This is a genomic window from Sphingobium sp. B2D3A (assembly GCF_025961795.1).
Lineage (GTDB): Bacteria > Pseudomonadota > Alphaproteobacteria > Sphingomonadales > Sphingomonadaceae > Sphingobium.
The window spans coordinates 1,727,976-1,754,006 of record NZ_JAOQOI010000001.1 but is presented as its reverse complement, the minus strand read 5'-3'; the positions used below and the strand labels follow the sequence as shown (position 1 = coordinate 1,754,006).

The 26,031-nt window shown below is 64.7% G+C and carries 31 protein-coding genes, 1 tRNA gene and 1 pseudogene; 13 read left to right on the top strand and 20 right to left on the bottom strand.

Annotated features, from left to right (window positions below; all coding sequences use genetic code 11):
- Positions 1-153 precede the first annotated feature (153 nt).
- The 5 genes from rpsA (at position 154) to M2337_RS08130 (ending at position 4,696) form a co-directional block, all read left to right on the top strand.
- The gene (gene rpsA / locus M2337_RS08150) at positions 154-1,854 is read left to right on the top strand and encodes a 30S ribosomal protein S1 (protein WP_181559139.1); all 1,701 of its coding nucleotides are present in this window, start codon (positions 154-156) and stop codon (positions 1,852-1,854) included.
- Between the two features lie 213 nt (positions 1,855-2,067).
- Positions 2,068-2,352: an integration host factor subunit beta gene (locus tag M2337_RS08145; RefSeq protein ID WP_181559138.1), complete on the top strand. Its 285-nt coding sequence runs from the start codon at positions 2,068-2,070 to the stop codon at positions 2,350-2,352.
- Between the two features lie 165 nt (positions 2,353-2,517).
- Positions 2,518-2,604: transfer RNA gene (locus M2337_RS08140), tRNA-Leu, on the top strand.
- A 116-nt stretch (positions 2,605-2,720) separates the two neighbouring features.
- The gene (locus M2337_RS08135) at positions 2,721-4,211 is read left to right on the top strand and encodes an ABC transporter substrate-binding protein (protein ID WP_264569812.1); all 1,491 of its coding nucleotides are present in this window, start codon (positions 2,721-2,723) and stop codon (positions 4,209-4,211) included.
- Between the two features lie 77 nt (positions 4,212-4,288).
- Positions 4,289-4,696 (top strand): DUF4112 domain-containing protein, encoded by a 408-nt coding sequence (locus tag M2337_RS08130; protein WP_264569811.1) that lies wholly within the window; start codon positions 4,289-4,291, stop codon positions 4,694-4,696.
- A gap of 32 nt (positions 4,697-4,728) precedes the next feature.
- Here M2337_RS08130 and nadC read toward each other — a convergent pair whose 3' ends face one another.
- The 9 genes from nadC to leuD all read right to left on the bottom strand — a co-directional run bounded on the left by nadC (position 4,729) and on the right by leuD (position 11,626).
- Positions 4,729-5,589: a carboxylating nicotinate-nucleotide diphosphorylase gene (gene nadC, locus M2337_RS08125; RefSeq protein WP_264569810.1), complete on the bottom strand. Its 861-nt coding sequence runs from the start codon at positions 5,587-5,589 to the stop codon at positions 4,729-4,731.
- Complete coding sequence (locus M2337_RS08120) at positions 5,573-6,886, bottom strand: DUF2254 domain-containing protein (protein ID WP_264569809.1); 1,314 nt, start codon at positions 6,884-6,886, stop codon at positions 5,573-5,575. The genes nadC and M2337_RS08120 overlap by 17 nt, the downstream gene beginning before the upstream one ends.
- 16 nt (positions 6,887-6,902) lie before the next feature.
- Positions 6,903-7,898 (bottom strand): quinolinate synthase NadA, encoded by a 996-nt coding sequence (nadA, locus tag M2337_RS08115; RefSeq protein ID WP_264572211.1) that lies wholly within the window; start codon positions 7,896-7,898, stop codon positions 6,903-6,905.
- A 68-nt stretch (positions 7,899-7,966) separates the two neighbouring features.
- Positions 7,967-8,731, bottom strand: coding sequence for a hypothetical protein (locus tag M2337_RS08110; protein WP_264569808.1), 765 nt, complete (start codon positions 8,729-8,731; stop codon positions 7,967-7,969).
- A gap of 66 nt (positions 8,732-8,797) precedes the next feature.
- Positions 8,798-9,682 carry an MBL fold metallo-hydrolase gene (locus M2337_RS08105; RefSeq protein WP_413716192.1) on the bottom strand — a complete coding sequence of 295 codons (885 nt, stop codon included), beginning with the start codon at positions 9,680-9,682 and terminating at the stop codon, positions 8,798-8,800.
- Between the two features lie 304 nt (positions 9,683-9,986).
- Positions 9,987-10,316: a Grx4 family monothiol glutaredoxin gene (gene grxD / locus M2337_RS08100; RefSeq protein WP_264569806.1), complete on the bottom strand. Its 330-nt coding sequence runs from the start codon at positions 10,314-10,316 to the stop codon at positions 9,987-9,989.
- Positions 10,317-10,362: 46 nt separating this feature from the next.
- Positions 10,363-10,596, bottom strand: coding sequence for a BolA/IbaG family iron-sulfur metabolism protein (locus M2337_RS08095; RefSeq protein ID WP_181559130.1), 234 nt, complete (start codon positions 10,594-10,596; stop codon positions 10,363-10,365).
- A 12-nt stretch (positions 10,597-10,608) separates the two neighbouring features.
- Positions 10,609-10,935 carry a DUF1476 domain-containing protein gene (locus tag M2337_RS08090; protein ID WP_264569805.1) on the bottom strand — a complete coding sequence of 109 codons (327 nt, stop codon included), beginning with the start codon at positions 10,933-10,935 and terminating at the stop codon, positions 10,609-10,611.
- A gap of 97 nt (positions 10,936-11,032) precedes the next feature.
- A complete protein-coding gene (gene leuD / locus M2337_RS08085) occupies positions 11,033-11,626 on the bottom strand; it encodes a 3-isopropylmalate dehydratase small subunit (RefSeq protein WP_264569804.1) in 594 nt (197 codons plus the stop codon).
- Between the two features lie 117 nt (positions 11,627-11,743).
- Here leuD and M2337_RS08080 point away from each other — a divergent pair, with 117 nt between their 5' ends.
- Positions 11,744-12,241 carry a GNAT family N-acetyltransferase gene (locus M2337_RS08080; RefSeq protein ID WP_264569803.1) on the top strand — a complete coding sequence of 166 codons (498 nt, stop codon included), beginning with the start codon at positions 11,744-11,746 and terminating at the stop codon, positions 12,239-12,241.
- Positions 12,242-12,412: 171 nt separating this feature from the next.
- On the opposite strand, the gene leuC is transcribed toward M2337_RS08080, so the two are convergent.
- The 7 genes and pseudogenes from leuC to thiS form a co-directional block, all read right to left on the bottom strand.
- Complete coding sequence (gene leuC / locus M2337_RS08075; RefSeq protein ID WP_264569802.1) at positions 12,413-13,855, bottom strand: 3-isopropylmalate dehydratase large subunit; 1,443 nt, start codon at positions 13,853-13,855, stop codon at positions 12,413-12,415.
- Between the two features lie 265 nt (positions 13,856-14,120).
- Positions 14,121-14,756: a CoA transferase subunit B gene (locus M2337_RS08070; protein WP_264569801.1), complete on the bottom strand. Its 636-nt coding sequence runs from the start codon at positions 14,754-14,756 to the stop codon at positions 14,121-14,123.
- Positions 14,756-15,463 carry a CoA transferase subunit A gene (locus M2337_RS08065; RefSeq protein ID WP_264569800.1) on the bottom strand — a complete coding sequence of 236 codons (708 nt, stop codon included), beginning with the start codon at positions 15,461-15,463 and terminating at the stop codon, positions 14,756-14,758. The genes M2337_RS08070 and M2337_RS08065 overlap by 1 nt, the downstream gene beginning before the upstream one ends.
- A 207-nt stretch (positions 15,464-15,670) precedes the next feature.
- Entirely contained in the window at positions 15,671-15,853 is a 183-nt protein-coding gene (locus tag M2337_RS08060) for a CsbD family protein (RefSeq protein WP_264569799.1), read from the bottom strand.
- Positions 15,854-15,970: 117 nt separating this feature from the next.
- Positions 15,971-16,744, bottom strand: a pseudogene (locus M2337_RS08055) (bifunctional sulfur carrier protein/thiazole synthase protein); the annotation flags it as partial.
- A gap of 14 nt (positions 16,745-16,758) precedes the next feature.
- On the bottom strand, positions 16,759-17,154 hold the full coding sequence (locus tag M2337_RS08050) for a hypothetical protein (protein WP_264569797.1): 396 nt from the start codon (positions 17,152-17,154) through the stop codon (positions 16,759-16,761).
- On the bottom strand, positions 17,154-17,372 hold the full coding sequence (gene thiS / locus M2337_RS08045; protein ID WP_413716268.1) for a sulfur carrier protein ThiS: 219 nt from the start codon (positions 17,370-17,372) through the stop codon (positions 17,154-17,156). The genes M2337_RS08050 and thiS overlap by 1 nt, the downstream gene beginning before the upstream one ends.
- Positions 17,373-17,463: 91 nt before the next feature.
- Here thiS and aroQ point away from each other — a divergent pair, with 91 nt between their 5' ends.
- The 5 genes from aroQ (at position 17,464) to arsC (ending at position 20,754) form a co-directional block, all read left to right on the top strand.
- Positions 17,464-17,907 (top strand): type II 3-dehydroquinate dehydratase, encoded by a 444-nt coding sequence (aroQ, locus tag M2337_RS08040; protein WP_264569796.1) that lies wholly within the window; start codon positions 17,464-17,466, stop codon positions 17,905-17,907.
- A gap of 98 nt (positions 17,908-18,005) precedes the next feature.
- Positions 18,006-18,494: an acetyl-CoA carboxylase biotin carboxyl carrier protein gene (accB, locus tag M2337_RS08035; protein WP_264569795.1), complete on the top strand. Its 489-nt coding sequence runs from the start codon at positions 18,006-18,008 to the stop codon at positions 18,492-18,494.
- A 13-nt stretch (positions 18,495-18,507) separates the two neighbouring features.
- Positions 18,508-19,860 carry an acetyl-CoA carboxylase biotin carboxylase subunit gene (gene accC, locus M2337_RS08030; RefSeq protein WP_181559119.1) on the top strand — a complete coding sequence of 451 codons (1,353 nt, stop codon included), beginning with the start codon at positions 18,508-18,510 and terminating at the stop codon, positions 19,858-19,860.
- The gene (locus M2337_RS08025; RefSeq protein WP_264569794.1) at positions 19,857-20,387 is read left to right on the top strand and encodes a GNAT family N-acetyltransferase; all 531 of its coding nucleotides are present in this window, start codon (positions 19,857-19,859) and stop codon (positions 20,385-20,387) included. Before accC ends, M2337_RS08025 begins: the two co-directional genes overlap by 4 nt.
- A 28-nt stretch (positions 20,388-20,415) precedes the next feature.
- Positions 20,416-20,754, top strand: coding sequence for an arsenate reductase (glutaredoxin) (gene arsC / locus M2337_RS08020; protein ID WP_264569793.1), 339 nt, complete (start codon positions 20,416-20,418; stop codon positions 20,752-20,754).
- 9 nt (positions 20,755-20,763) lie between these two features.
- On the opposite strand, the gene M2337_RS08015 is transcribed toward arsC, so the two are convergent.
- The 4 genes from M2337_RS08015 to M2337_RS08000 all read right to left on the bottom strand — a co-directional run bounded on the left by M2337_RS08015 (position 20,764) and on the right by M2337_RS08000 (position 24,175).
- Positions 20,764-21,045, bottom strand: coding sequence for a DUF427 domain-containing protein (locus tag M2337_RS08015; RefSeq protein WP_264569792.1), 282 nt, complete (start codon positions 21,043-21,045; stop codon positions 20,764-20,766).
- A 71-nt stretch (positions 21,046-21,116) separates the two neighbouring features.
- Positions 21,117-21,392, bottom strand: coding sequence for a hypothetical protein (locus M2337_RS08010; RefSeq protein ID WP_264569791.1), 276 nt, complete (start codon positions 21,390-21,392; stop codon positions 21,117-21,119).
- Positions 21,393-21,467: 75 nt separating this feature from the next.
- Positions 21,468-23,705 (bottom strand): xanthine dehydrogenase family protein molybdopterin-binding subunit, encoded by a 2,238-nt coding sequence (locus M2337_RS08005; protein ID WP_264569790.1) that lies wholly within the window; start codon positions 23,703-23,705, stop codon positions 21,468-21,470.
- On the bottom strand, positions 23,702-24,175 hold the full coding sequence (locus tag M2337_RS08000; protein ID WP_264569789.1) for a (2Fe-2S)-binding protein: 474 nt from the start codon (positions 24,173-24,175) through the stop codon (positions 23,702-23,704). The genes M2337_RS08005 and M2337_RS08000 overlap by 4 nt, the downstream gene beginning before the upstream one ends.
- Before the next feature lie 145 nt (positions 24,176-24,320).
- On the opposite strand from M2337_RS08000, the gene M2337_RS07995 reads away from it, so the two are divergent.
- Together M2337_RS07995 and M2337_RS07990 are read left to right on the top strand one after the other, a co-directional pair.
- A complete protein-coding gene (locus M2337_RS07995) occupies positions 24,321-25,238 on the top strand; it encodes an XdhC family protein (protein ID WP_264569788.1) in 918 nt (305 codons plus the stop codon).
- Entirely contained in the window at positions 25,238-25,846 is a 609-nt protein-coding gene (locus M2337_RS07990; protein ID WP_264569787.1) for an NTP transferase domain-containing protein, read from the top strand. The genes M2337_RS07995 and M2337_RS07990 overlap by 1 nt, the downstream gene beginning before the upstream one ends.
- The last annotated feature ends 185 nt before the right edge of the window (positions 25,847-26,031 follow it).

Sequence of the window (26,031 nt, the reverse complement as noted above, 5' to 3'; positions counted from 1 at the left end):
GTTGCGAGGCGCCCTTTTGCTTTTCCCAAAGCACGAGTGATCGCCTTCGCGCCGCCTGGTGAATGCCCGGCCGGCATGAGGTCGTTCGGGCAGTTTGGCCAAAGACCACCGGAGACAACCGGTTGGCCAGCAACGACTTGAAGGAACTCTTACATGGCCTCTCAGGCAAACCCGACGCGCGATGATTTTGCCGCGCTTCTCAATGAATCTCTTGGTGGTGCAGACGGCGGCTTTGAAGGCCGCGTGGTCAAGGGCACCGTCACCGGCATCGAAAACGACCTCGCCGTCATCGACGTGGGCCTCAAGAGCGAAGGCCGCGTGCCGCTGCGCGAGTTCGCCATGCCCGGCCAGAAGGCCGATCTGAAGGTTGGCGACGAAGTCGAGGTCTATGTCGACCGTGTCGAGAACAGCAATGGCGAGGCCATGCTCTCGCGCGACCGCGCCCGCCGCGAAGCCGCGTGGGACAAGCTGGAATCCGAATTCGCCGAGAGCGCCCGCGTTGAGGGTGTCATCTTCGGCCGCGTCAAGGGCGGCTTCACCGTCGATCTCGACGGCGCCGTGGCCTTCCTTCCCGGCAGCCAGGTCGATATCCGCCCCGTGCGCGACGTCACCCCGCTCATGGACATTCCGCAGCCCTTCCAGATCCTCAAGATGGACCGTCGTCGTGGCAACATCGTCGTGTCGCGTCGCGCGATCCTGGAAGAGACCCGCGCCGAGCAGCGCAGCGGCCTCATCCAGACGCTGAGCGAAGGCCAGATCATCGAGGGCGTGGTCAAGAACATCACCGATTACGGTGCGTTCGTTGATCTGGGCGGCATTGACGGCCTGCTGCACGTCACCGACCTCAGCTACAAGCGGATCAACCACCCGAGCGAGATGATCAACATCGGCGACACGGTGAAGGTGCAGATCATCCGCATCAACCGCGACACGCAGCGCATCAGCCTCGGCATGAAGCAGCTCGAGAGCGATCCGTGGGAAGGCGCATCGGCCAAGTACCCGATCGGCGCCAAGCTCTCCGGCCGCGTCACGAACATCACCGAATATGGTGCGTTCGTCGAGCTGGAGCCCGGCATCGAGGGTCTGGTCCACGTTTCGGAAATGTCCTGGACCAAGAAGAACGTCCACCCCGGCAAGATCGTTTCGACGAGCCAGGAAGTGGAAGTTCTGGTGCTCGAGGTTGATGCCGAGAAGCGTCGCATCAGCCTTGGCCTCAAGCAGGCCCAGTCCAACCCCTGGGAGAGCTTTGCCGAGCGTCACCCGGTCGGCAGCCAGGTCGAGGGCGAAGTCAAGAACGCCACCGAGTTCGGCCTGTTCATCGGCCTGGACGGCGACGTCGACGGCATGGTCCACATGTCCGACATCGCGTGGGGCATCTCCGGCGAGGACGCGCTCAATCTGCACCGCAAGGGCGAGACCGTTCAGGCCATCGTGCTTGACGTGGACGTCGAGAAGGAGCGCATCAGCCTCGGCATGAAGCAGCTCGAAAAGGGCGCGCCGGCAGCTGGCGCGGTGCGTGGCACCGGCCTCAACAAGAACGAGACCGTGACCGTGACCGTTCTGGAAGTCCGCGACGGCGGCCTGGAGGTTCAGGCTGGCGACGACGGCGTCACCGGCTTCATCAAGCGCAGCGACCTTGGCCGCGACCGCGACGAGCAGCGCCCCGAGCGCTTCCAGGTCGGCCAGAAGTTCGACGCGCTGGTGATCGGTTTCGACCGTTCCAAGAAGCCGAACTTCTCGGTCAAGGCGCTCCAGATCGCCGAAGAGAAGCAGGCTGTCGCGCAGTACGGTTCGTCCGACAGCGGCGCGTCGCTGGGCGACATTCTGGGCGAGGCGCTCAAGGCGAAGAATTGATCGCCGGGGCTTTTCCCACCCTCTAATAATTGCGGCAGTGGGCCGGTCGAGTAATCGGCCGGCCCGCTCCGTTTGCGGCGTTCTGCGGGGATTTTTCTTGATTGCACGCTGATGTTGGCGCATCGCGCGAGTCACGGAAAACGCAACGAAGGGGGACTCGGGGCACTTCCGGATTATGGGGGACGGCTTCGGCCTTTTCGGAAAGTAGCAGAGATGATTCGTTCTCAGCTCGTTCAAAAGCTTGCGCTTCTTCATCCTGACCTCAGCGGGCAGGAAGTCGACCGCATCGTGGATATCGTTTTCGACTCGATCACCGCGCGCCTGGCCGAAGGGGGCCGGGTAGAACTGCGCGGATTCGGTGCTTTCACCACCCGCGCCCGAGACGGCCGCACGGGGCGCAATCCCCGCACCGGCGATTCGGTGGTGGTGCCGCCCAAGCGCGTGCCGCACTTCAAGCCCGGTAAGGAAATGCGCATTCGCCTGAATGCCGGCGACTGAGCACCCTCACCTGAGCCTTTGACAATCCGGCAGCCCGGCCATGCGGCAGCGCATCGGCCGGGTTGCGGTCGTTCTGCGCACGGCATGTCCTTCACCCGGCGCTTGATAAGGGCTGGAACCGTCCTGCCGTGCATGGCATGGGCGTTCGCGCATCCCCATGTGCTTGCGGACGTGGCGAAATCGGTAGACGCAGCAGACTTAAAATCTGCTTCTCATCTGAGAGTGCGGGTTCAAGTCCCGCCGTCCGCACCATAGCGAATGCGATGGCGCCCCTTTCAAGCGCAGCCATGGTTGGACGAATCGCGTCGGCAGGCTACGGCCTCCCTGTAACGTCGATGGATTCTTGTCCGAACAGGGAGTGAAAGGCGATGGGCACCCGCCCCGCGCGAACCTGGGTCCGCCCCCTCCTGGCATTGGCCGTGCTCGCCATGGCGGGATGCAACAGCCCGCGCGATAACCGCACCGTTCGGGTGGACGTGATCGGCCAGAGCGAGGCGCTCGCCCAGCCGCTGCGCCACGGCAATGCACCGGCAGCCCGGCTGATCCTCGCCTCGACCGCACAAGGGCTGCTCAGCTTCGACGCGCGCGGCGACATTGTCGGCGCGCTGGCGGAAAGCTGGATCGTCGAGGATGGCGGCCAGAGCTACATCTTCCGGCTGAAGCGGCTGCACTGGGCGGACGGCAAGCCGGTCCATGCCGATGAGGTCGCCCGACTGCTGCGTGAGCGGATGCGCGCCAATCCGCTGTTGCTGGCGGGCCTTACCCCCGATGTGCGCGCGATGACCGACCGGGTCATCGAAATAAGGCTCGACATGAGCCTCCCCGCCTTCCTGCAATTGCTCGCCCAGCCGGACCTTGCGGTAATGACCCGCTCAGGCGACGGCACCGGCCCCTATCGCCGCGAGCCGGTTGCCAAGGGCGGACCGGTCGTCCTGGCGCCCGCGACAGCCGCGATCGAGGAGCCGACCGAGGGCGAGCCCGAGAGCGAAGCCGCGCCCCCGGTCGAGCGACGGGAAGTGCGCGCCGAGCGCGCGTCGCTGGCTCTCGTTCGCTTCCGCGCTCGCCATACCGATCTCGTGCTGGGCGGGCGCTTCCAGCACCTCCCCTTGATCGCCGCGGCCGGCCTCAACATGGCTGACGCGCAGGTCGACCCGGTCGAGGGCCTGTTCGGCCTCGCCTTTACGAGCACCTCGTCCTTCTTGGCAGACGCACCGGTGCGCGACGCGCTCGCGCGCCTTGTCGACCGGGACAAGCTCGCCGAGGTTCTGGGCCTGCCGGGCTGGCGGACCGCCACCTACCCGCTCCCGGCCTCTTACGAACTGAACCGCCTGCCGAGCGCACCGGCATGGTCCGGCCGCTCGCGCGAGGAGCGCGTCGAATCCGCCCGGCGGATCATCGACCGCTGGCGGGCGGACAAGGGCGATCCGCCGGTTCTACGGATCGCCTTGCCGGACGGATCAGGCGCCTCCGTGCTGTTCCTGCGCCTGATTCAGGACTTTGGACAGGCCGGATTGCAACTCGATCGCGTGGCCATCGATCAGCCCGCCGATCTGCGGCTGATCGACGAGGTCGCGCCCTTCGACAGCGCGTTCTGGTATCTCGCGCGCCTCGATTGTTCGGCCGGGCTCCTGTGCGATCCGCGCGTGGCCAGCCGCCTCGCCGAGGCCCGCAAGAACCAGAATGACGAGGAGCGCGCTCAATTGCTGGCAGAAGCCGAGGAAGCGACGGTGGCGTTCAGCGGGTTCATTCCGCTCGGTCGCCCCATCCGCTGGTCGCTCGTCGGGCAGCGGCTCACCAACTTCAAACCCTCCTCGCGCGGGGTTCATCCATTGAATGCGCTGATCACCGTCCCCAACTAATCCTTCGCGCTGCCAGCAAAGCAGCCTGCAAAGGAACGTGAATGGCCCGGGCGAGACCGCATAACGCCGCTGAAGAGATGGCGAGACAGTTTGAGAGCCTCGCCGGTTCGCGGCTTGGCCGCGATCCTCATGCGGTGCGGCGGCGCATCGAGATGATGGAGCAGGTGCTCGAAAATGCGATGGTCGTCCCCGGAACGCGCATCCGCGTCGGGCTAGACGCCATGCTCGGCATCATTCCCATCGTCGGCGATCTTCTCGCAGCGGCCATGGGCGCATGGATTGTATGGGAGGCCCGTAATCTCGGGATGCCGCGCTGGCAGTTGCTACGGATGAGCGGCAATGTCGCCTTCGACACCGCAATCGGCGCGGTTCCGCTGGTCGGCGATGCCTTCGACGTCATGTTCCGCTCGAACACGCGCAACCTGCGGATCATCCGCAAGCATCTCGACAAGCACCATCCCCAGACAGCGATTATCGAAGGCTAAACAAGCAGGCGTTGTTCGTCGGCGCCGTGAGCCTAAATGTTGCTGAAATCGAGGCCGATATCCGCCGCTGGCGCCGATTGGGTCAACCTCCCGACGCTGACATAATCGACGCCGGTGCTGGCGATGGCACGGATGGTCTCCAGCGTAACCCCGCCAGAGGCCTCCGTGGGCACGCGCTTTCCAACCAGCGTGACAGCGCCGCGCAGAACGCCCGGCGACATGTTGTCGAGCAGCAGATGGGTCGCCCCGGCCGCGATGGCCGGCTCGATCTGGTCGATCCGGTCGACCTCCACGATTACCTCGGCAATCCCGGCGGCAACCGCGCGACGGACGGCCTCTTCCACCGAACCGGCGACGGCGACGTGATTGTCCTTTATCATCGCCGCATCCCACAGGCCCATGCGGTGGTTTTTCGCGCCGCCCATGCGCGTGGCATATTTCTCCAGCACTCGCAGGCCGGGGATGGTCTTGCGCGTATCGAGCAGCGTCGCCCCGGTGCCGGCGATGCGGTCCACATAGGCCCGCGTCATCGTGGCGATGCCGGTCAAGTGCTGGACGGTGTTGAGCGCCGACCGCTCCGCCGTGAGCATCCCGCGTGCGCGGCCCTTCAGGCGCATCAGGTCAGTGCCGGCCGGCACCTGATCACCATCCGTGACGAGCAGCGTGATCTCGACATCGGGATCGAGCGCACGGAAGAAGGCTTCGGCCAACGGCAGGCCCGCAACCGTCACCGCGTCGCGACTGTCCATGACGCCGCTGAACACCGCATCGGCGGGAATGACGCTCTGCGACGTCACATCCCGCCCGCCCCCGTTTACAGGACCATCAAGGTCCTCGGCGAGGGTGGCGGCGACGAAGGCGTCGAGGTCGAAGCGGTCAAGTGTGAAGGGCATGATGCGCTCGCTTTTTCATCGCCGCCTCGAAAGCGCAAGAGCGTTCCTCAAGCTCGGCGAGGGAGGGACCGGCCAGCGCGATCCGCGCCTGCGCCATCAACCGCTCGCCTTCCAGCCGCAGCGCCTCCCGCCGGGGCTGCGAAGCGAGGCCGGAGGAAATGCCCAGCAGACAATCGAGAAACTGCGCCGCGGCAATAGGGCTGGTCGCGGCGGCCGAGCGCAGGGAGCCGAAACCGCGCCGCAGGAAATGATCGAAATCGTCATCGAGCGGAATGACACGCTGCCAGTCTTCTTCTTCCTCTCCCGGCCTGCTGCGCAGATCGCGCCGGGCAAGTTCGCTCATCGAAGCGCCGAGCCAATGCATCGCGGTCACCGCCGTGAAGGGATCGTTGATGCCAGGCGACAGGGCGCGCAAGCCAATCTCGACCAGCTCGTCGATCAGAAATTCGATGTCCTGCGCCGGAGACCGAAATCCAGCGAGGGAGAAACAGTCCCGCAACTGCTCGGCCATCTCATCATCCACATGACAGCCGTGGACGGACATCAAGCCAATCTCGGGATGGACAAAATCGCCGGGACGCAGGCGCATGACCACGCGGCATTTGTGCTCGCGGGCAACGTCAGCCAGGCCCGAGAAATCGACGATCTGGATGTAGCCGCGGCCCGTCGCCGGCACGATCTGCCCGTCGGACAACGCCATCATCTCCACATCGTCGCCCTCTTTCGGAAAGCGCTGGCGCACTTCCTTGGTCAGGCGCCGTCCGATCTCCTCAAGTACGGAATTGATGCGGATGCTGGCGGGCACATGATTGAGGAAGAAGACCAGCACGCCGATGGAAATCAGCATCAGGCCGGTGGCGATGACCAGCGAGAGTTGCGGCACGAACCCCACATCGACACTGGATTCCGCCGCCTCCCGGACGACCCGGAGGACCATAACGGCATAGACGAACGTGCCGATGAACGTCGCCAGCGAGAGCTGGTTGCCGCGATCTTCCATGAAATTGATGAGCAGGCGCGGGCCGTAATTACCCGAGGCATAGACCACGGCGGCAATGGTGATCGAGAAAACGGTCGACGCCACGCCGATCATCGATCCGGCAATCACGTTGAGGACATTGCGCGCCCCCTCCGGCCGCGCGGCATCCACGAACTTGACGAGATGGGCGGCCTGCCCCGAGCGATCGATGGCGATAGTGACGATCGCCAGCGCGAGGGCGAGCATCGTGAATAGCGCCGGATAAAACCAGTAGCTCGCGTTAACGTTCAGCCAGAGCGAGCGCAGGCGGACGATCACCGGGGCGGTTCCCCGCTCACCGAGCTCCCACGTCGCCCTGCCCGACCGTATCGCTGGCAAGATCCAGCATGCGATCGAGGCTCTTCTTCGCGGCGACCCGCAGCTGCTCATCCATCTCGATGCGCGGCTGGAGATCGCGGAGCGCGATGTAGAGCTTCTCCAGCGTGTTGAGCGCCATATAGGGGCAGACGTTGCAATTGCAGTTGCCGTCCGCACCCGGCGCGCCGACGAAGCGCTTTTGGGGGATCGCCTTTTCCATCTGGTGGATGATGTGCGGCTCGGTCGCAACAATCAGCGTGTCGCCCGGCATATCCTTGGCATATTGCAGGATGCCGCTGGTCGAGCCGACATAATCGGCATGATCGATAATAGCCGGCGGGCATTCCGGGTGCGCCGCGACGGGCGCGCCGGGGTGCATGGCCTTGAGCTTGAGCAGCTCGGTCTCGCTGAAGCTCTCATGCACGATGCACACGCCCGGCCAGAGCAGCATCTCACGCCCCAGCTTGCGCGCTATATAGCCACCCAGATGCTTGTCCGGCCCGAAGATGATCTTCTGGTCCTTGGGGAGCTTGCTCAGGATTTTCTCGGCAGACGAGCTGGTGACGATAATGTCGCTGAGCGCCTTCACCTCCGCCGAGCAATTGATGTAGCTGAGCGCGATATGATCGGGATGGGCCTCGCGGAAGGCCTTGAACTGCGCGGGCGGGCAGCTGTCTTCCAGGCTGCAGCCGGCGTCCATGTCCGGCAGGATCACGATCTTCTCGGGGCTGAGGATCTTCGCCGTCTCGGCCATGAAGCGTACACCGCAAAATGCGATCACGTCCGCATCCGTCTCCGCCGCCTTGCGGGACAGCTCCAGGCTGTCGCCCACAAAGTCGGCCAGGTCTTGGATCTGCGGCTTCTGGTAGTAATGCGCGAGGATGACCGCGTTGCGCTCCTTGCGCAGGCGATTGATCTCCTCCAGCAGGTCCAGCCCCGCAAGACTTCCGCCGATCCCGCCGCGTGCATCCATCACCGAATCTCCTTTGTCATGCGGGGGAGATGGCCACGAAGCGCCCGGCGATCAACCTCTAACCGCGCTCAGGGGAAGAAGGCCCGCATATCGCGCATCGCGCCGGGTGTCCCGGCGACCATATCGCGCGTGATGGCAAGGCCCATCGGGCTGTAGGCGATGGCATCGGCCACGAGCTGACTGCCAATCAGGATGCCCGCTCCCCACAGCCATGCAGCGTGGACCCGTCCTTTGCGCCGCCAGTCCCACACCATGCCGGCCAGGATAAACATCATGGGCGCCACGACAGCCGCGACCCACCAGCCCCAGGGGATGAGGAACGGCATCGGCAGCAGCCGCCCGAAGCCGGGGCCGGTCAGCCCGGCCATGGCGCCGCACATCAGCCGCCGGTGCCAGTCGGGACGCGCGCGCATGACGAGCGCCGCACCCACGGTGAGCGCGAAAGCCAGCAGGCCGATGCTGTTGCCGAAGAGAAATTCATTAGTATCGAAGAAAGGAGGCCCGCCGATTGCGCGCACCGAATGACGCGTCACCGCCAGACCCAGCACGACCATGACCGGCACCCAGAGCAGCGCGAGCAGACCAAGTCGCCGGTGCAGGCGCACCGAGCCGCTAGCCGCCAGAAAAGATTGGGCGACGAAAAGAACCAGCCAGCCGAAGAAAACCAGTGCGTGGACATGAAGCAGCAGCGGCGCGGCGAAGGTCGAGCGGCCGGCGGCGACATTGAATGAGAAGCCCGCCACAATGACAAAGGCCATCGCCAGCGCCAATTTGAGGAAGAAGCTGCGCTCGCGCTCGATCTCGGATCTGATGCCTGAAGCAAGTGTTGCCATGACGGTCCCCCCACCGTTGCCTGGACGGCGGGGAAGCTGATCCTGTTCGCGCCTTCCGTCAAGCGCCTAAATCAGCACCCTCGCCCAGACCCCGTCAGCACTATCCTCTACCAGCCCCCGCCGTTGCAGATCGATGAGATGGGCCAGCACGGATCGTCCGGCGGCGCCATGCAGGCGCGGATTGAGGCCCACATACATGCTCGCGACGAAATCCGGGATGGTGACAGCGCCCTGCCGCTCCAGAATGCGCAGGATCTGCCCTTCCCGCATCCGCCGATGCCCCAGCATGCCGCGAGCGAAGCGCTGGGGCTGCGTCACCGGTTCGCCATGGGCTGGATAATAGATGCTGTCCGAGCGGGCGACGAGACGCTCCAACGAGGCGAGATAATCGCTCATGTCGCCATCCGGCGGCGAGACGACGCTCGTAGACCAGCTCATCACATGGTCGCCGGTGAACAGCGCCGCTTCTTCCTCGAGCGCGTAGCACAGATGATTGGAGGTGTGGCCGGGCGTCGCCAGCGCCGTAAGAGTCCAGCCCGTGCCCACGATTTGCTCGCCCTCCGCGAGCACCCGGTCGGGACTGTAATCGGGGTCGAATGCCGCATCGGCGCGCGGCCCGTCATCCTCCAGCGTCAGCGGCGCGCAGCCGATGATCGGCGCGCCAATGCGCTGTGCCAGCGGCCGCGCCGCCGGGCTGTGATCGCGATGGGTGTGGGTGCAGGCGATAGCAATGACGGGGCGACCGGCAACCGCCGCTTCCAGTGCATCCAAATGGGCGGGATCATCCGGGCCGGGATCGATTACGGCAAGGTCGCTGTTGCCCACCAGATAGGTCTGCGTCCCCTCAAAAGTGAAGGGCGAGGGATTGGGTGCCAGCACGCGCTGCACCAGCGGCGACAGGCGCATGACCCGGCCGGTGTCGGCGGCGAGACTGGGGGCAGCAGGCATCATCTCTTCCATGTGTCACGGCCGCCGCCCATTGCAAGGCGCAAGCGAAACTGTCGGAGCGCTTTACAGGTCGCAACCTCTTGCCCCGCCCTTAACCAGCGTCGCCGCCCGCTTCCCTCACCCGGAGAAACTGGCACGGCGCTTGCTCTTCTTGTCGACACACCCGCTTTGGGGGACGGGCACCCGGTCTTCTTGCCTGTCCCCCAATCCTTTTGTCTCCCAATCCCTCCGAACTCCGGCGCCCGAACGCAAAACGGGCGCCGGGCTTTTTGCCCCGCGCCCGCTTGAAGAACCAAATGGAATCCGATCAGGCGGCGATGACGCCCTGCTCTGTGAGAAGCTGCTTGAGCTCGCCCGCCTCGTACATTTCCATCATGATGTCCGACCCGCCAAGGAACTCGCCCTTTACGTAAAGCTGGGGAATGGTCGGCCAGTCGGAAAAGCTTTTGATGCCCTGGCGGATCTCCTGATCCTGCAGCACATCCACGCTCTCGAAGGGCGCGCCGAGCCGTTCCAGAATGGCAATGGCGCGGCTCGAGAACCCGCATTGTGGGAACAAGGGCGTGCCTTTCATGAAGAGCACGACATCGTTCTTGCCGACGATATCGGCGATGCGGGCGTGGACGGGGTCGGTCATGTCTGGTCTCCGGGCAGCAGTGCGGCGCGATGCCGGCGCTGCGCTATCAGTTGGGAACGGCCGTGGTCAGTTGCAAGGCGTGAAGCTCTCCGCCCATGCGCCCGCCCAGCGCGGCATAGACCGCACGCTGCTGGGCAATGCGATTCATCCCCCGAAAGCTCTCGGAGGTGACCCGCGCCGCATAATGGTCGCCATCGCCGGCCAGATCGGTGATCTCCACCGTCGCATCCGGGAAAGCCGCGAGGATCATCGCCTCGATATCGCCAGCCGCCATGGGCATGTCAAAAGCCCCTCAATTCTCTTCCTGCATGAACTGGCGACGCGCCTCGGCGGCCTTGTCGCTCAGCGCCGCGCGCACGCGCTGCTCGTCCATGTCCACACCGGCCGATACGAGATCGCCCATCACCTTGCGGATCACGTCCTCATCGCCGGCTTCCTCGAAGTCCGCCTGGACGACCGCCTTGGCATAGGCATCGGTCTCTTCCTTGGTCAGCCCCATCAGGCCGGCCGCCCACTCGCCCAGCAGGCGGTTGCGCCGGGCAGCGACCCGGAACGCGAGTTCCTGATCCATGGCGAACTTGGTTTCGAACGCCTTCTCGCGATCGTCGAATGAACTCATGAAAGACGCACCTTCATCTGGAGGTAACTGAATAGAGGTTCTACTTAGGAAGCAGGCGCTCCCTTGGCAACGCGCCGGAAGTCCCGCCGCGTCGAATTCAGGCGGCCGCCGGCACCAGCCAGGGCCGCGTCTGCGCATCGCGCGCTTCGAACATGCCGATGGTATCGCCCTGCGCCATCGTCAGGCCGATCTCGTCGAGCCCGCCCAGCAGGCAGCTCTTGCGGAACGGGTCGATCTCGAAGGTGAAGCGGTCCTGAAACGGCGTCGTCACCGACTGGTTCTCAAGGTCGATGCTGATCGGATCGGTCTTGGCGACCTCCAGCAACCGGTCGACCGCTTCCTGCGGCAACACGACGGTCAGGATGCCGTTCTTGAAGGCATTGCCGGAGAAAATATCCGAGAAGCTCGGCGCGATGACGGCCCGCACGCCCATGTCGATCAGCGCCCAGGCGGCATGTTCGCGGCTCGACCCGCAGCCGAAATTGTCGCCCGCCACGATGATCGGCGCACCGGCATAGCGCGGGTCGTCGAACACATTGCCCGGCTCCTTGCGCAGCGCCTCGAACGCGCCTTTGCCCAGGCCCGTGCGGCTGATGGTCTTGAGCCATTCGGCCGGAATGATGATGTCGGTATCGACATTCTTCAGGCCGAAGGGATAGGCGCGACCTTCGACGGTGGTGACGGGTTCCATGCTGGTCCTGCTGATGACGGGCTGTTTGACCGGTCAAGTGGCGGATGTGCGCGCTTGCGTCAAGATGCCGACCCGATATGCAGGCGGCCGACGGCGATGTGCGGAGGAGATGAGGCAATGGCAACAAGCGGCACATGGCGGCCGATGCGCGCCAGTGACATGGCGGCAGTCAAGGCGATCTCCGATGCGGTCCATGGCCACTATACCGAGGATGAAGCGATCTACGCCGAGCGCCTCGGCCTGCATCCGGCGGGCTGTTTCGTCTTCGAGGATGCCGGGCGCGTGCTCGGCTATCTTGTCGCCCACCCTTGGGAAGGGAACAGCGTGCCCGCCTTCAATGCCCCATTGGGCGCCATTCCCGAGAACCCCGGCAGCTATTATCTGCACGATCTTGCCCTGCTGCCCGACGCGCGCGGCAGTGGCGCCGGGCGCACTGCGCTGGCGCTGGTCGTTGCGCAGGCGCGTCTCGAGGGTGTTGATGAAATCTGGCTGACGGCCGTCAATGGCGCAGACAGCTTTTGGGCCTCGCAAGGCTTCGAGGTGGTCGAAGCGCCCGATCCGGCCGGTTATGACGAGACTTGTCGCCGCATGAAGCTGCGTGTTTCGATGGCCTGACAGCGCAGATTGAGAAGTCCGCACCCGTCTAACGTCGTCCTCAACTCAGCGCGCGGCCGGCTTTTCCGCCTTTGCGGGCACAGCGACGGACTGGCCGAGGCCCATGGCCATGGCGGCGCTGCCGAGAGCACCGGCGACCAAAATCCAGAAAATGACTTTCATTGCGTCCCCTTACGCTTGCTCGGGCACCATTAGTTCGCGAACGTCCGCAAGTCGACCCCTGATCGCGGCGGCGGCGGCCATCACCGGCGAGACGAGATGGGTGCGCGCACCCGGCCCCTGCCGACCCATGAAGTTGCGGTTGCTCGTAGAGGCACAACGCTCGCCACTGGGAACACGATCCGGATTCATGCCCAGGCACATGGAGCAGCCCGGCTCGCGCCATTCGAACCCGGCCTCAATGAAGATGCGATCCAGCCCCTCAGCCTCGGCCTGATGCTTGACCAGACCGGAGCCGGGCACGATCAGCGCCTGCTTGATGCCGTCGGCAACCTTGCGGCCCTTGAGCACCGACGCGGCCGCGCGCAGATCCTCGATGCGGCTGTTGGTGCAGCTGCCGATGAAGATATGCTCGACCGGCACGTCTTCCATGCGCTGGCCGGCGTTGAGGCCCATATAGGCGAGCGACTTGGCCGCAGCTTCCCGCTTGGAGGGGTCCTCGAAGCTCTCCGGATCGGGCACGACGCCGGTGATCGGCACCACGTCCTCGGGGCTGGTGCCCCAGGTGACGGTCGGTGCGATCTCGCTCGCCTCCAGCCGCACATGCTTGTCGAACACCGCGCCTTCGTCCGTGACCAGCGTGCGCCAATAGGCGACGGCGCGATCCCAATCGGCACCCTGCGGCGCCATCGGGCGGCCCTTGATGTATTCGAACGTCTTCTCGTCCGGCGCAAAGAGTCCCGAGCGCGCGCCACCCTCGATCGCCATATTGGCGACGGTCAGCCGGCTCTCGATGCTCATGGCGCGGAAAGTCGAGCCGCGGAATTCCATGACATGGCCGGTGCCGCCGGCGGTGCCGATGCGGCCGATGACGGCGAGGATCACGTCCTTGGCGGTGACGCCATAGCCCAGCTCGCCCTCGACCTCGATGGCGAGCGTCTTGCTCGGCTTGAGCAGCAACGTCTGCGTGGCGAGCACATGCTCGACCTCGCTGGTGCCGATGCCGAACGCCAGCGCGCCCAGCGCGCCGTGCGCGGCCGTGTGGCTATCCCCGCAGACCAGAGTCATGCCGGGCAAGGTGAAGCCCTGCTCGGGGCCGACGACGTGGACGATGCCCTGATTGATATCGGTCGCGCCGAAATAGCGGATGCCGAACTCGGGCGCATTGCGCTCCAGCGCGGCGAGCTGCTGCGCGCTTTCCTTGTTGACGATAGGAATGCGATTGCCCTGCGCATCCACGCGGGCCGTGGTCGGCACGTTATGATCCGGCACAGCCAGTGTGAGATCGGGCCGGCGCACCTTGCGCCCGGCAAGGCGGAGCCCCTCGAACGCCTGCGGGCTGGTCACTTCATGGACGAGGTGGCGGTCGATATAGATCAGGCACGTGCCATCGTCGCGCTTCTCGACGACGTGCGCGTCCCAGATCTTCTCATAAAGGGTGCGGGCCTGGGTCATAATGGGGCTGCCCTACATCTGTCGCCGTCGGGGGGGAAGCCCCAATATCGGGCGGTTGAACTCCGTTTCAATGCCGCGCGCGGCGCTCCTCCTCTCGTCGGCGCGGACTTGATCCGGGCGTTCCGCTGCCTGGTGCGCGATCGCTGAACAAGAAGCGTCATCCCGGATCAAGTCCGGGATGCGGAGTGTTGGCGGGGCAGCGGAGCGCTCGGAACCGCCCCTCCTCCGAAGAGAAGAGGTGACTACCACGCGCTAACCCGACGCCCTACGAAACGTAATGCGCCGTCGTCTTGGCCGCGACTTCCTCAGCGGTAACACCCGGCGCCAGCTCCACGAGGCGGAACGGCTGATCGTGCGAAGCGCGCTGGAAGACGCAAAGATCGGTAACGATCATGTCCACCACGTCCCGGCCGGTGAGCGGCAGCGTGCATTCCGGGATGAACTTGGGGCTGCCGTCCTTGGCGGTGTGCTCCATGACCACGATGATCTTCTTGACGCCGGCGACGAGGTCCATCGCGCCGCCCATGCCCTTGATCATTTTGCCGGGGATCATCCAGTTGGCGATGTCGCCCTTTTCGGAGACTTCCATCGCCCCCAGCACGGTGAGATCGATGTGGCCGCCGCGGATCATCGCGAAGCTGTCCGCGCTGGAGAAATAGACGCTGCTCGGCAGTTCGCTGATCGTCTGCTTGCCGGCATTGATGAGATCGGGATCGACCTCGTCATCATAAGGGAACGGGCCGATGCCGAGCATGCCGTTCTCGCTCTGCAGCGTCACCTCCACGCCCGGCGGGATGTGATTGGCGACCAGCGTCGGGATGCCGATGCCGAGATTCACATAGAAGCCGTCCTGCAGCTCCTTCGCGGCGCGCGCGGCCATTTCATCGCGTGACCAGCCCATTATGCGGCCTCCCTTTCGCGGACAGTGCGGAATTCGATCTTCTTGTCATAGGGCGCGCCGACGATCATGCGCTTCACATAGATGCCGGGCAGATGGATGCTGTCCGGATCGAGGCTGCCCACGGGCACCACTTCCTCGACTTCCGCGACGCAGATCTTGCCGGCGGTGGCCATCGGCTGGTTAAAATTCCGCGCGGTCTTGCGGAAAATCAGATTGCCCGCTTCATCGGCCTTCCAGCCCTTGATGATGCACAGATCGGCATAGATGCCGCGCTCGAGCACATATTCCTGCCCATCGAAAATCTTGGTTTCCTTGCCCTCGGCAACTTGCGTGCCCACACCGGTCTTGGTGTAGAAGCCCGGAATGCCCGCACCGCCGGCCCGGCAGCGCTCGGCCAGCGTGCCCTGCGGACAGAACTCCACCTCCAGCTCGCCTGCCAGATATTGCCGCTCGAACTCCTTGTTCTCGCCGACATAGGACGAAATCATCTTCTTCACCTGGCGGGTGCGCAGCAGCTTGCCCAGCCCTTCGCCGTCGATGCCGGCGTTGTTGGAGGCGAAGGTGAGATCCTTCACGCCAGAATCGCGGATCGCGTCGATCAGGCGCTCGGGGATTCCGCACAGGCCGAACCCGCCGGCGCAAATGAGCATTCCGTCGTGGAGCAGGCCATCGAGAGCGGCTGCAGCATCGGGATAGAGTTTCTTCACGCGTGTCTCCTTGGCACGGATGGAGCGAAAGCTGATCCGCCCATAAGAGCGCGGGACCGGACGGTCAAATGCCCGGATTGCACGAGGCGGTAGGGAAACCGAACCGCACCGGGTGATCGGTGCCTGCTCGGACATAAACAATGAAGGCCGCACTCGCTTCTGCGAGTACGACCTTCATCAAAAACGCTTGAGCGTTACGGCTTGGGGTCAGACCCGGTCGCCGAGGGCTCCCTTCACGGAGCCCTTGAGGCCTTGGCCCTTGCCCTTGAGCTCCTGACCGAGACCTTCCGCCTGCTGATCGGGATCGTTGCGCTGCTTGCCGATCTCCTGCTTGGCCTTGCCGACCGCCTCGTTCGCGGCGCCCTTGGCCTTGTCGATCAATTCACCCATGATAGGTCTCCAATCGCTGAATTTTGCTACGGCCGGACGATCCGACCGTCTGAAAATCAAACGAGTTGGGAGGCGGCTGGTTCCGACAAATACGACCAGCGGTTGGCCGCGCTTGGCTCAGATCAAGCCAGCGAGCGGACTTGAGGGGTCGGCATACATGCGTCGCCCCATGCGCCCGGCGAGGTAGGCCATGCGCCCAGCTTCGACCGACGCCTTCATCGCGGCCGCCATCAGCACCGGGTTCTTGGCTTCTGCAATGGCGGTGTTCATCAGTACGCCGGTGCAGCCCAGCTCCATCGCCACCGCTGCATCGGAAGCCGTGCCGACGCCGGCATCGACCAGCACCGGGAGCTTGGTGCCTTCCACGATCAGACGGATGGTCACCCGGTTCTGGAGGCCCAGGCCCGAGCCGATGGGCGCGCCAAGCGGCATGATCGCCACCGCGCCCGCACTCTCCAGCTGCTGCGCGGCGATTGGGTCGTCGGTGCAGTAGACCATCGGCTTGAAGCCCTCCTTGGCGAGAATTTCCGTCGCACGGATGGTCTCGACCATGTTCGGGTAAAGCGTGCGGGCTTCGCCCAGCACTTCCAGCTTCACCAGATCCCAGCCGCCCGCCTCGCGCGCAAGCCGCAGCGTGCGGATCGCGTCTTCAGCCGTGAAGCAGCCGGCGGTGTTCGGCAGATAGGTGATCTTCTTGGGGTCGATGAAGTCGGTGAGCATCGGTGCCTTGGGGTCGGACACATTCACCCGGCGCACCGCCACGGTGACGATCTCCGCGCCCGACGCCTCAACCGCGGCGGCGTTCTCGGCGAAATCGCGATATTTGCCTGTCCCGACGATCAGCCGCGAGCGGAAGGTGCGCCCGGCCACGCTCCAGCTATCATCGGCGATGTTGGTCATTTTAGTCATCTTGTCGCCTTATTAGGATAAGATCGCATGATTTCCATGCATTGCTCTGTGCTCGTCGCATAAGCAGTTACAAGCGCCTCAAGCGCCAGACGTCCGTTCAATTCCACCAGATAGGGCCGAGGTCCGAACAACCAACTCAGCACACCGGCAGATCTCATTTCGTGACGCACCGTAACTAGGTTTACACTCGCCAGATTGATTTCAATGAAGTCCTGATCACTCCGCGAAAAACCGAACATCGTTCTGGCGACAGCCTCTTCGGCGTCTTCGAAAACCACATCTGCAAATGGCCAGCGCTCTCCAATCAATGCAAGCGCGCCCGCCTTGTCGACCTCTCCCAGATCAACGGGTGGCCCGGAGAGATTGCAATTGTAAGCCTTAATCATCCCCATCACCCCCCGCCGACGAAGTGCACGATCTCCAGCTCATCGCCATCCTCGACGATCACATCGGCCAGCTTCGCGCGGGGCACCACCTCCAGATTGCGCTCGACGGCGACCTTCTCGGGCGCCAGCCCAAGCTCATTGGCCAGATGCGCGATGCTGTGTCCGGCGCGCACGCGGCGATGCTCGCCATTGACCCGGATGCCGATCGTTCCGTCCGCGCTCATGCCGTGTGTTCACCTTTCGCTTTGAGAGCCGTTCGCCACGCCATATAGGGTGGAGCCCAAGGCTCGCAACCAACAAGGACCGGATGGCCCCATGACTGCCGCGCGAAAAATCTATGTCCTCAATGGCCCCAATCTCAACCTGCTCGGCACGCGCGAGCCGGAAATCTATGGCTATGATACGCTCGACGACATTGCCGACCGCATGGAAGACGAGGCCCGGCGCGCCAGCGTGGAGCTGGATTTCCGCCAGTCCAACCATGAGGGTCATCTGATCGACTGGCTGCATCAGGCCAATGCGGAAGCAGCGATGGCCGTCATCCTGAACGCCGGCGGCCTCACGCACACTTCCGTGGCGCTGCACGATGCGATCAAATCCATCACCGTGCCAGTGATCGAGGTTCACCTCTCCAACCCCGCCGCGCGGGAGAGCTTCCGCCATCATAGCTATGTCGGCATGGCCGCGCGCGGATCCATCGCGGGCTTCGGCGCGCTCTCCTATATGCTAGCGCTGGAAGCGGCGCTTGAGATGGATTGAACCAGACAGGGCGTGCAAACGGTTGCCTTATCGGGCGAAGGGCAATAGGCCCCAGCCCCACTCCAGAACAGAATAAAGCTTTCTCAAAGGGAAGACCAATGGCCGACAAGACCAACGAAGGCTCGATGCAGGTGGACGTTAAGCTGGTGCGCGAACTGGCGAAAATGCTGGACGCGACGAACCTCACCGAGATTGAGGTGGAAGACGGCGACCGCAAGATCCGCGTCGCCCGCACCCCCGCCGCCCAGAGCGCGACCTATGCGCCGATGGCCGCGGCGCCCGCACCGGCGGCCCCGGTGGCTGCTGCTGCGCCCGTGGAAAGCGCTGCACCGGCCCCCGCGGCCGGTCCCGCCGCCGGCACGATCAAATCGCCGATGGTCGGCACCTGCTACCTGACGCCTGAGCCGGACGCCCCCGGCTTCGTCAAGGTCGGTGACGCGGTGAAGGCGGGCCAGACCCTGCTGATCGTCGAGGCCATGAAGGTCATGAACCCGATCACTGCGCCCTCTGCCGGCACGGTCCAGGCTGTGCTGGTCGAAAACGGCCAGCCGGTCGAATATGACCAGCCGCTGATCGTGGTCGCCTGAGGACACGCCAGCCATGAGCATCGAGAAGCTGCTGATCGCCAATCGCGGCGAGATCGCCCTGCGCATCCACCGAGCCTGCCATGAGATGGGCATCAAGACGGTGGCCGTGCATTCGACCGCGGACGCGGACGCCATGCATGTGCGCTTGGCCGACGAAGCCATCTGCATCGGCCCCCCCGCTGCGAAAGACAGTTATCTCAACATTCCCGCGATCATTTCCGCCGCCGAAATCTCGGGCGCGGATGCGATCCATCCGGGCTATGGCTTCCTGTCCGAAAATGAGCGTTTCGCGGAAATCGTGGAAGCGCATGACATCATCTTCGTCGGCCCCAAGCCCGAGCATATCCGCGTGATGGGCGACAAGGTGGAAGCCAAGCGCACCGCCGGCGCGCTCGGCCTGCCGCTTGTGCCGGGCACCGACGGCGCGATCGAGGACATTGCAGACGCCAAGCAGCGCGCGAGAGAGATCGGCTATCCGGTGCTCGTGAAAGCGGCCTCCGGCGGCGGCGGGCGCGGCATGAAGGTTGTCCCCACCGAAGACGAGTTCGAGAGCCTGATGTCCCAGGCCAAGAGCGAGGCCAAGGCGGCGTTCGGCGACGACACCGTCTACATGGAAAAATATCTCGGCAATCCGCGCCATATCGAGTTCCAGATTTTCGGCGACGGCAAGGGCAATGCCATCCATCTGGGCGAGCGCGACTGCTCGCTGCAGCGCCGCCACCAGAAGGTGCTGGAGGAAGCGCCCTCCCCGGTCATCTCATCGGCTGAGCGCAACCGCATGGGCACGCTCGTGGCCAAGGCGATGGCCGACATGGGCTATCGCGGCGCGGGGACCATCGAGTTCCTGTACGAGAATGGCGAATTCTACTTCATCGAGATGAACACCCGCATTCAGGTGGAACATCCGGTGACGGAGATGATCACCGGCTTCGATCTGGTGCGCGAGCAGATTCGCATTGCCGAGGGCAAGCCGCTCTCGGTGACGCAGGACGAGCTGGAATTCCACGGCCACGCCATTGAGTGCCGCATCAATGCGGAAGACCCGGTGACGTTCATGCCCTCCCCCGGCAAGGTGCAGATGCTCCACGTCCCCGGCGGCATGCATGTGCGCGTCGAAAGCGCGCTCTATCAGGGCTATAGCGTGCCGCCTTATTATGACAGCATGATCGGCAAGCTGATCGTATACGGCCGCACCCGCGAGGGCTGCCTGATGCGCCTCAAGCGCGCGCTTGAGGAGTATGTCATCGAGGGCATGAAGACGACCATTCCCCTGCACCAGAAGCTCATCGCTGACCCGGACGTGCAGAATGGCGATTACAGCATCAAGTGGCTGGAAGAATGGCTGGAGCGGCAGAAGGTCGATTGAGCGGGCAACCGCCACTGCGCATCCGTCCGGTCGCCCCGGCGGATGCGGAGGCCATCACGGCGATCTACGCCCATCATGTGCAGCATGGCACAGCGACCTTCGATACGCAGGCGCCCACGGCCGAGCAATGGCGCGAGAAGATCGCGTATCTGGCGACACGGGGCTGGCCCTTCATCGTCGCGGAAGATGAGGACGGCGCGGTGATCGGCTATGCCTATGCCGCGCAATTCCGCGACCGCCCCGCCTACGCTCATGCCTGCGAAGACAGCGTCTATCTCCATCCCGCGAAGACCGGCCAAGGCATCGGTAGAGCGCTGCTGGCGGCGCTGATCCCGGCCGCCGGCGCGGCAGGCTTCACCCAGATGCTCGGCGTGATCGCCGGCGGCGAGGACGCCTCGGTCGCGCTCCACGCCGGCCAAGGCTTCCGCCACGCAGGACGCATGGAGAAGGTCGGCTATAAATTCGGCCGCTGGCTGGACACCATCTACATGCAGCGGGCATTGCCCGGCGACGACCAGCCGGCCTGACGGACGGGCAAACGAAAAGGATCAGGCGATGAAGGCGACCATCTACCACAACCCCCGCTGCTCGAAATCCCGCGAGGCACTGGCGATCCTGCAGGAAACGCCGGGCGTCGAGGTGGAGATCGTCGAATATCTCAAGGCCCCGCCGAGCCGCGACACGCTCGCTGCCCTCTATCAGCGCGCGGACCTCACCCCGCGCGAGGGCCTGCGCAAGGCCGAGGACGGCGCCAAGGCCCTCAAGGACGCGGACGACGCCGCCATCCTCGACGCCATGGCTGCCGACCCCATCCTGATCGAACGCCCGCTGGTGGCGACCGAAAAAGGCGTGCGGCTGGGCCGTCCTCCGGAGGCGGTGCGGGAGATCCTGTAAGGCGACCGCTCAGCCGACCTCTACGCCTTTCCAGAAGGCGATGCGGTCGCGGATTGCTTCCGCCTCGGGCTTGGGATCGGGATAGTACCAGGCGGCATCCGGATTGTCGGCGCCGGCCACGTGCAAGCTATAATAATGCGCTGTACCCTTCCACGAGCAGACTGTCGTGGTGTCACTCGGGCGGAGGACGGCGGGATCGACGGCATCGGCGGGGAAATAGTGGTTCCCTTCCACGACGACCGTGTCGTCACTGCGGGCAATGACGGCGCCGTTCCAGCGGGCTTCGACCATGCGGTGTCTCCTTAAGTGTGATCGGGAGGCGCAACCAGGCAGTTAAGCTCGAGACTTGTTAGAACAGGCAATCAGTTAGCAGGGGCGCAACGATACTCCCGGGCATAATTGACACTTTTCAATCCAGAGACCGCCTTTTTGCATTCGCCACTGTCATCAACGTAGCCAAAGATTAAGCCGGTGCGTTCCCATTCACCGTCCATGTTCTTCATCTCGATCCAGTAGTCCGTATCCGTTCCTACGCGATTATTCTGCACCTGCCGTATCAGGCCGTCCTTTCCGGAAACTCTATCGCCGCTTCCACAAGCAGCGATTGAGAAACACAAGAAAAGCAGTGCAAATTTCATACAGGGCATGTCCGTAGTTGGACCCCTTTTCATGAACGAGCTAGGGGGAAGAAACCTCCTCCCCCCATCCTCTCCTCAGACCGCCAGATCTGCAGGGACCACGGGAAGCGAGCGGATGCGCTTGCCAGTGGCGGCGAAGATGGCGTTGATGATCGCCGGGATCACCGGCGGCAGAGCCGGTTCGCCGAGGCCGGTCGTATCATTGTCCGAGATCACCCATTCGACCACCACGTCCGCCGGTGCATCGACGATGCGGGGCAACGGGTAATCGTGGAAGTTGGTGCGGTTGGCCGCGCCATCCTTGATCTCGATCTTCTGGCCGGACAGCGCCTGGCCCAGCCCGTCGATCACCGCGCCCTGCGCCTGATGCAGCGCGTTGATGGGGTTGATGATCTGCCGGCCGACATCGCCCGCAACCCAGACCTTGTCGACGCTGACCTTCCCGGTCTTGGCGACGGTCACGTCCACCACTTCGGCGAAATAGCCGCGATGGCTGTAATAGAAGCCGAAGCCCCGGCCCTTGCGCACGCCGTCCCCGGCATCCCCGCCGGTGCGGCCTTTCCAGCCCGCCATCTGGCAGACCTTGTCGATCACCGCGCGGGCACGGCCCGTGTTGAACTCGGGCACGCTGCCATCCATGCCGGGGCGGTTGCCATGCTTCATCAGCCGCGCCTCGCCCAGCGTGCGGCGCATCAGTTCGGGCAGGTCGAGACCGCCGGCCAGTGCCACCTCATCGAGGAAGCTCTGGAACGCAAAGGCCAGTGCATTGGAGCTCGGCGCGCGCAGATAGCCCGTCGGCACGTTGCTCTCGACATAGGAGACCGAGAGATCGACATCCGCCAACAGCGGCGCCGGAAATTCCGTCGCGGTCATGGCGGCACCGGTGTCCGGCTTGCCATCCTTGCCATAAGTGATGAAATGGTCGGTGAAGGCCACGAGCTTGCCCGAGCCATCGATGCCCGCCTTGAAATCATGCCAGCCGCCGGGCCGGAAGAAATCGTGACGCAGATCGTCGGTGCGGGTCCAGATCATCTTGATCGGCCGACCGGGCAGCGCCTTGGCGATCTGCGCGACCTGCGCCATGTAATCGTTCATCAGCCGCCGGCCGAAGCCGCCACCGATGCGCGTCATGTGAATGGTGATCGCCTCCGGCGCGATGCCGAGCGCCTCGGACACCACCTTGCGCCCATCCGCCGGGAGCTGGGTGGGTGCCCAGAACTCGATCTTGCCGTCCTTGAACAGCGCGGTGCAGTTCTGCGGCTCAAGCGTTGCGTGGGCGATGTAGGGATATTCATAGCGCGCCGTAACGGTCTTTGCCGCGCTCGCCATGGCCTTGGCGGCATCGCCGGCCTTGTGGATCGAGCCTTCCGGCGCAGCAGCCATCTTGGCTTCGGCCGAAGCCTTGAAAGCCGCGCTGGAGAAGCGCTTCTGCGCCTCCATGTTCCACACAGGCTTCAGGGCCGAGCGCGCCTGATTGGCGCCCCACCAGCTTTCCGCCACGATCGCCACCGCATCATGCGGCCCCTTGGGATTGTAGCCGCTGTTGAGCGGCACCACGGCGATGATGCCGGGAAGCGCCTTCACCGCCGCCTCATCAAAGCTGGTGAGCGTGCCGCCATAAGCCGGGCACGCCTCGATCGCGGCATGGAGCAGGCCGGGCTTCTTCACGTCGATGCCGAACAAAGGCTTGCCCGCGACGATGGCCGGCGTATCGACGCCAATCTTGGACTTGCCGATGATCTTGAAGCTCGCCGGGTCCTTGAGCGGCACGGTCTTGAGGTCCGGCGCCGCGATTTTCGCTGCTTCCGCCGCCAGCTCGGCATAGGTCACGCTGTGTTTGGCCGTCGGCGAACCGGACGTCTGCGAGACGCGGCCGCCGCCGGTGGAGAGCGTCGCCTCCGGCACGCCCCAGCGCGCTGCCGCCGCCTTGATGAACATCTGACGCGCCGCTGCGCCGATCTGGCGCATGGGCATATAGTTCATCGGCGTGGTGAAGCTGCCGCCAGCGACCTGCATGCCGTAGGTCTTCTCGTCGGCAATGGTCGTCTCGGCTGTAACCTGCGCCCAATCGACATCCAGTTCCTCGGCGATGAGCATCGGCAGCATCGTCTTGACGCCCTGGCCGATCTCAGGGTTCTTGGAGCCGATAACGAAGCGGTTGTCCGGCAGTACGCGGATATAGGCGTTGATGATGACCGCCTTCTCGCCCGGCGCCTGCGCGAAGGCGAAGCGCGCATCGAAGGCCAGCACCGCGCCGCCGACCAGCGTCGCCTTGAGCAGCCCGCGGCGGTTCATGTTGAGGGGCGCGTTCATGCGGCGGCTCCCTCTTCGATGCCGGCGGCCTGCTTGATGGCCTTGCGAATGCGCAAATAGGTCGCGCAGCGGCAGATATTGCCGCTCATCGCTGCATCGATCTGCTGATCGGTGGGCTTGGGCGTCTTGGCGAGCAACGCCGTCGCGGAGACGATCTGCCCCGCCTGGCAGTAACCGCATTGCGGCACGTCGAGCTGGGTCCACGCCTCGCTCACGGCCTTGCCGACCGGCGTGGTCGCGACATGCTCGATGGTCGTGATCTGCTTGCCTGCCGCCGTGCCAACCGGCGTGGTGCAGGAGCGCACGGCCTGCCCGTCGATCATCACCGTGCAGGCGCCGCACAGCGCCATGCCGCAGCCGAACTTGGTGCCGACCATGTCCAGATCTTCACGAAGCACCCAGAGCAGCGGCTTCTTGGGGTCGGATTCGACCTGCCTTTTTTGCCCGTTGACCATCAGTTCGGTGGCCATGCCGCTTCTCCCTCCGCAATGTCTCGATGAACAGCGACATTGCCGTTGCTCTCGCCCGGTTGTCAATGTCCGTAGGCTTGCAATAATGAGGCTGGCGAGAGATGGCAGCGGCTCCCCTGCCCCCACCCCGATACAGGACGAGCGCTTGAACGATATCGATGCCATCATCGCCGCCGCGCGCGACTGGGCCGGCCAGCCCATGGCGCTCGCCACCGTCGTGGAAGCCTCCGGCTCCGCGCCAAGGCCGCGCGGCGGGCATATGCTCATTGCGGCAGATGGACGCTTTGCCGGATCGATCTCGGGCGGCTGCGTGGAATATGACGTGTTCGCCATGGCCGAGCGCGCGCTTACGAAGGGCGAGACCGGCCTGCGCTATTTCGGCAGCACCGACCCCAGCATATGGGAGCCCGGCCTGCCCTGCGGCGGGCAGATCGGCGTACTGGTCCAGCCGGTGAGCGAGGTGGGCTTTGCGCCGGCGCTGTTCGAGGCGATCGCGCAGGCGCGCGCGGCGGGCAAGGCGGTTGCGATCTCCACTGACCTTGCGACTGGCAAGGCCCGGCTGGGGACGCAGGCGGGGCAGTTCGTCAATCTCTATGAGCCGGCGCGCAAGCTGCTGATCGTCGGCGCGGTGCAGATCGGCCAGGCGCTGGCCGCCATCGCGCAGACGCTCGGAATGGCGGTGACGGTCAACGACCCACGCGAACGCTTCCTGAGCGCCGAGCGCTTCCCCGGCGTGACGCTGAGCGACGCCTGGCCGGACGATGCCGTCGCCAGCTTCGCGCCGAATGCCGCCTGCGCGGTGGTCACGCTCAGCCACGACATCAAGATCGATGACCCGGCCCTGATCGCCGCGCTGGCGCAGTCGACCGGCTATATCGGCGCGCTCGGATCGCGTGCCAATCATGCGCGGCGGCTGGAGCGGCTCGCGGCGGCGGGGGTAAGCGCGGACGAGCTGCGCCGGGTGGACGGGCCGGCCGGCCTGCCGATCGGCGGCCTTGGTCCGCAGGAGATTGCCCTCTCCATCGCCGCCGGCATGGTCGCGGCCTTTCGCGGGGCCCGCTGATGGCGCTGCCCGGCCTCGCCGTGGCGCTGCTGGCGGCGGGGCGCTCGATCCGCTTCGGCACGGCGGACAAGCTGGTGGCGGACCTCGGCGGACGCGCATTGATCGGCTGGGCGGCTGAGACCGGGCTGACGGTAGAGGCGACCCATCATCTGCTGGTGGCGCCGGCGGGCGTGGACTGGGGAAGCCATGCACCGAAATATCGGCTGGTCGTCAATTCTCGGCCAGAAGTGGGGATGGCGCACTCTTTGGGTCTGGCGGCGGCGGCGGCGCAGGAAGCCGGAGCCTCGGCGTTGATGGTGCTGCTCGCGGATATGCCGTTTGTCACGGCCGAGCATCTGGATGCGGTGCTTGGGCAGTTTGCGACGGATGGAGCGTCCGCTGTCTTCTCTTGTTCGCCCGAAGGCGTTGCTCAACCGCCCGCGCTGTTTCCGGCGCGGGCTTTCGCTGATCTCCAAGCGCTTGAAGGAGATCGGGGTGCGCAGGGGCTCGCCACAGGGTCTGCGCTGGTGAACGCCGACGCACGGCTGCTGCTGGATGTCGATACGCCGGAAGACCTCGCGTGGGCGCGGGCGATGGTAGCGAACACGGAGAGCAAAGCTCCGGACTGAGCGCACTCTCAAAATCCCGGCAGCATCACCCTCCCCGTGCTCCTGCGAAGGCAGGAGCCCAGGGCGTTCGAGAACCCCCGGCAACGTATAGAGAGAGTTCGCGAACAGGCCGAGCGTATCGGGTTCAAGTCGGCTGATTGATGGAAGCGCTTCGCCGCCCTGGGCTCCTGCCTTCGCAGGAGCCC

Coding starts and splice junctions, on each gene's coding strand:
- M2337_RS08110 (WP_264569808.1), bottom strand. CDS start 8,731: ATGGCAACACTTGCTTCAGGCATCAGATCCGAGATCGAGCGCGAGCGC.
- accB (WP_264569795.1), top strand. CDS start 18,006: ATGGCCGACAAGACCAACGAAGGCTCGATGCAGGTGGACGTTAAGCTG.
- M2337_RS07990 (WP_264569787.1), top strand. CDS start 25,238: ATGGCGCTGCCCGGCCTCGCCGTGGCGCTGCTGGCGGCGGGGCGCTCG.
- M2337_RS08095 (WP_181559130.1), bottom strand. CDS start 10,596: ATGCCCATGGCGGCTGGCGATATCGAGGCGATGATCCTCGCGGCTTTC.
- M2337_RS08050 (WP_264569797.1), bottom strand. CDS start 17,154: ATGGGGATGATTAAGGCTTACAATTGCAATCTCTCCGGGCCACCCGTT.
- M2337_RS08010 (WP_264569791.1), bottom strand. CDS start 21,392: ATGAAATTTGCACTGCTTTTCTTGTGTTTCTCAATCGCTGCTTGTGGA.
- thiS (WP_413716268.1), bottom strand. CDS start 17,372: ATGAGCGCGGACGGAACGATCGGCATCCGGGTCAATGGCGAGCATCGC.
- leuD (WP_264569804.1), bottom strand. CDS start 11,626: ATGGAACCCGTCACCACCGTCGAAGGTCGCGCCTATCCCTTCGGCCTG.
- M2337_RS08105 (WP_413716192.1), bottom strand. CDS start 9,682: ATGATGCCTGCTGCCCCCAGTCTCGCCGCCGACACCGGCCGGGTCATG.
- M2337_RS08005 (WP_264569790.1), bottom strand. CDS start 23,705: ATGAACGCGCCCCTCAACATGAACCGCCGCGGGCTGCTCAAGGCGACG.
- M2337_RS08070 (WP_264569801.1), bottom strand. CDS start 14,756: ATGGGCTGGTCACGCGATGAAATGGCCGCGCGCGCCGCGAAGGAGCTG.
- nadA (WP_264572211.1), bottom strand. CDS start 7,898: ATGGATGCACGCGGCGGGATCGGCGGAAGTCTTGCGGGGCTGGACCTG.
- accC (WP_181559119.1), top strand. CDS start 18,508: ATGAGCATCGAGAAGCTGCTGATCGCCAATCGCGGCGAGATCGCCCTG.
- M2337_RS08145 (WP_181559138.1), top strand. CDS start 2,068: ATGATTCGTTCTCAGCTCGTTCAAAAGCTTGCGCTTCTTCATCCTGAC.
- leuC (WP_264569802.1), bottom strand. CDS start 13,855: ATGACCCAGGCCCGCACCCTTTATGAGAAGATCTGGGACGCGCACGTC.
- nadC (WP_264569810.1), bottom strand. CDS start 5,589: ATGCCCTTCACACTTGACCGCTTCGACCTCGACGCCTTCGTCGCCGCC.
- aroQ (WP_264569796.1), top strand. CDS start 17,464: ATGACTGCCGCGCGAAAAATCTATGTCCTCAATGGCCCCAATCTCAAC.
- M2337_RS08080 (WP_264569803.1), top strand. CDS start 11,744: ATGGCAACAAGCGGCACATGGCGGCCGATGCGCGCCAGTGACATGGCG.
- M2337_RS08130 (WP_264569811.1), top strand. CDS start 4,289: ATGGCGAGACAGTTTGAGAGCCTCGCCGGTTCGCGGCTTGGCCGCGAT.
- M2337_RS08135 (WP_264569812.1), top strand. CDS start 2,721: ATGGGCACCCGCCCCGCGCGAACCTGGGTCCGCCCCCTCCTGGCATTG.
- grxD (WP_264569806.1), bottom strand. CDS start 10,316: ATGACCGACCCCGTCCACGCCCGCATCGCCGATATCGTCGGCAAGAAC.
- M2337_RS08090 (WP_264569805.1), bottom strand. CDS start 10,935: ATGAGTTCATTCGACGATCGCGAGAAGGCGTTCGAAACCAAGTTCGCC.
- M2337_RS08000 (WP_264569789.1), bottom strand. CDS start 24,175: ATGGCCACCGAACTGATGGTCAACGGGCAAAAAAGGCAGGTCGAATCC.
- rpsA (WP_181559139.1), top strand. CDS start 154: ATGGCCTCTCAGGCAAACCCGACGCGCGATGATTTTGCCGCGCTTCTC.
- arsC (WP_264569793.1), top strand. CDS start 20,416: ATGAAGGCGACCATCTACCACAACCCCCGCTGCTCGAAATCCCGCGAG.
- M2337_RS08015 (WP_264569792.1), bottom strand. CDS start 21,045: ATGGTCGAAGCCCGCTGGAACGGCGCCGTCATTGCCCGCAGTGACGAC.
- M2337_RS08060 (WP_264569799.1), bottom strand. CDS start 15,853: ATGGGTGAATTGATCGACAAGGCCAAGGGCGCCGCGAACGAGGCGGTC.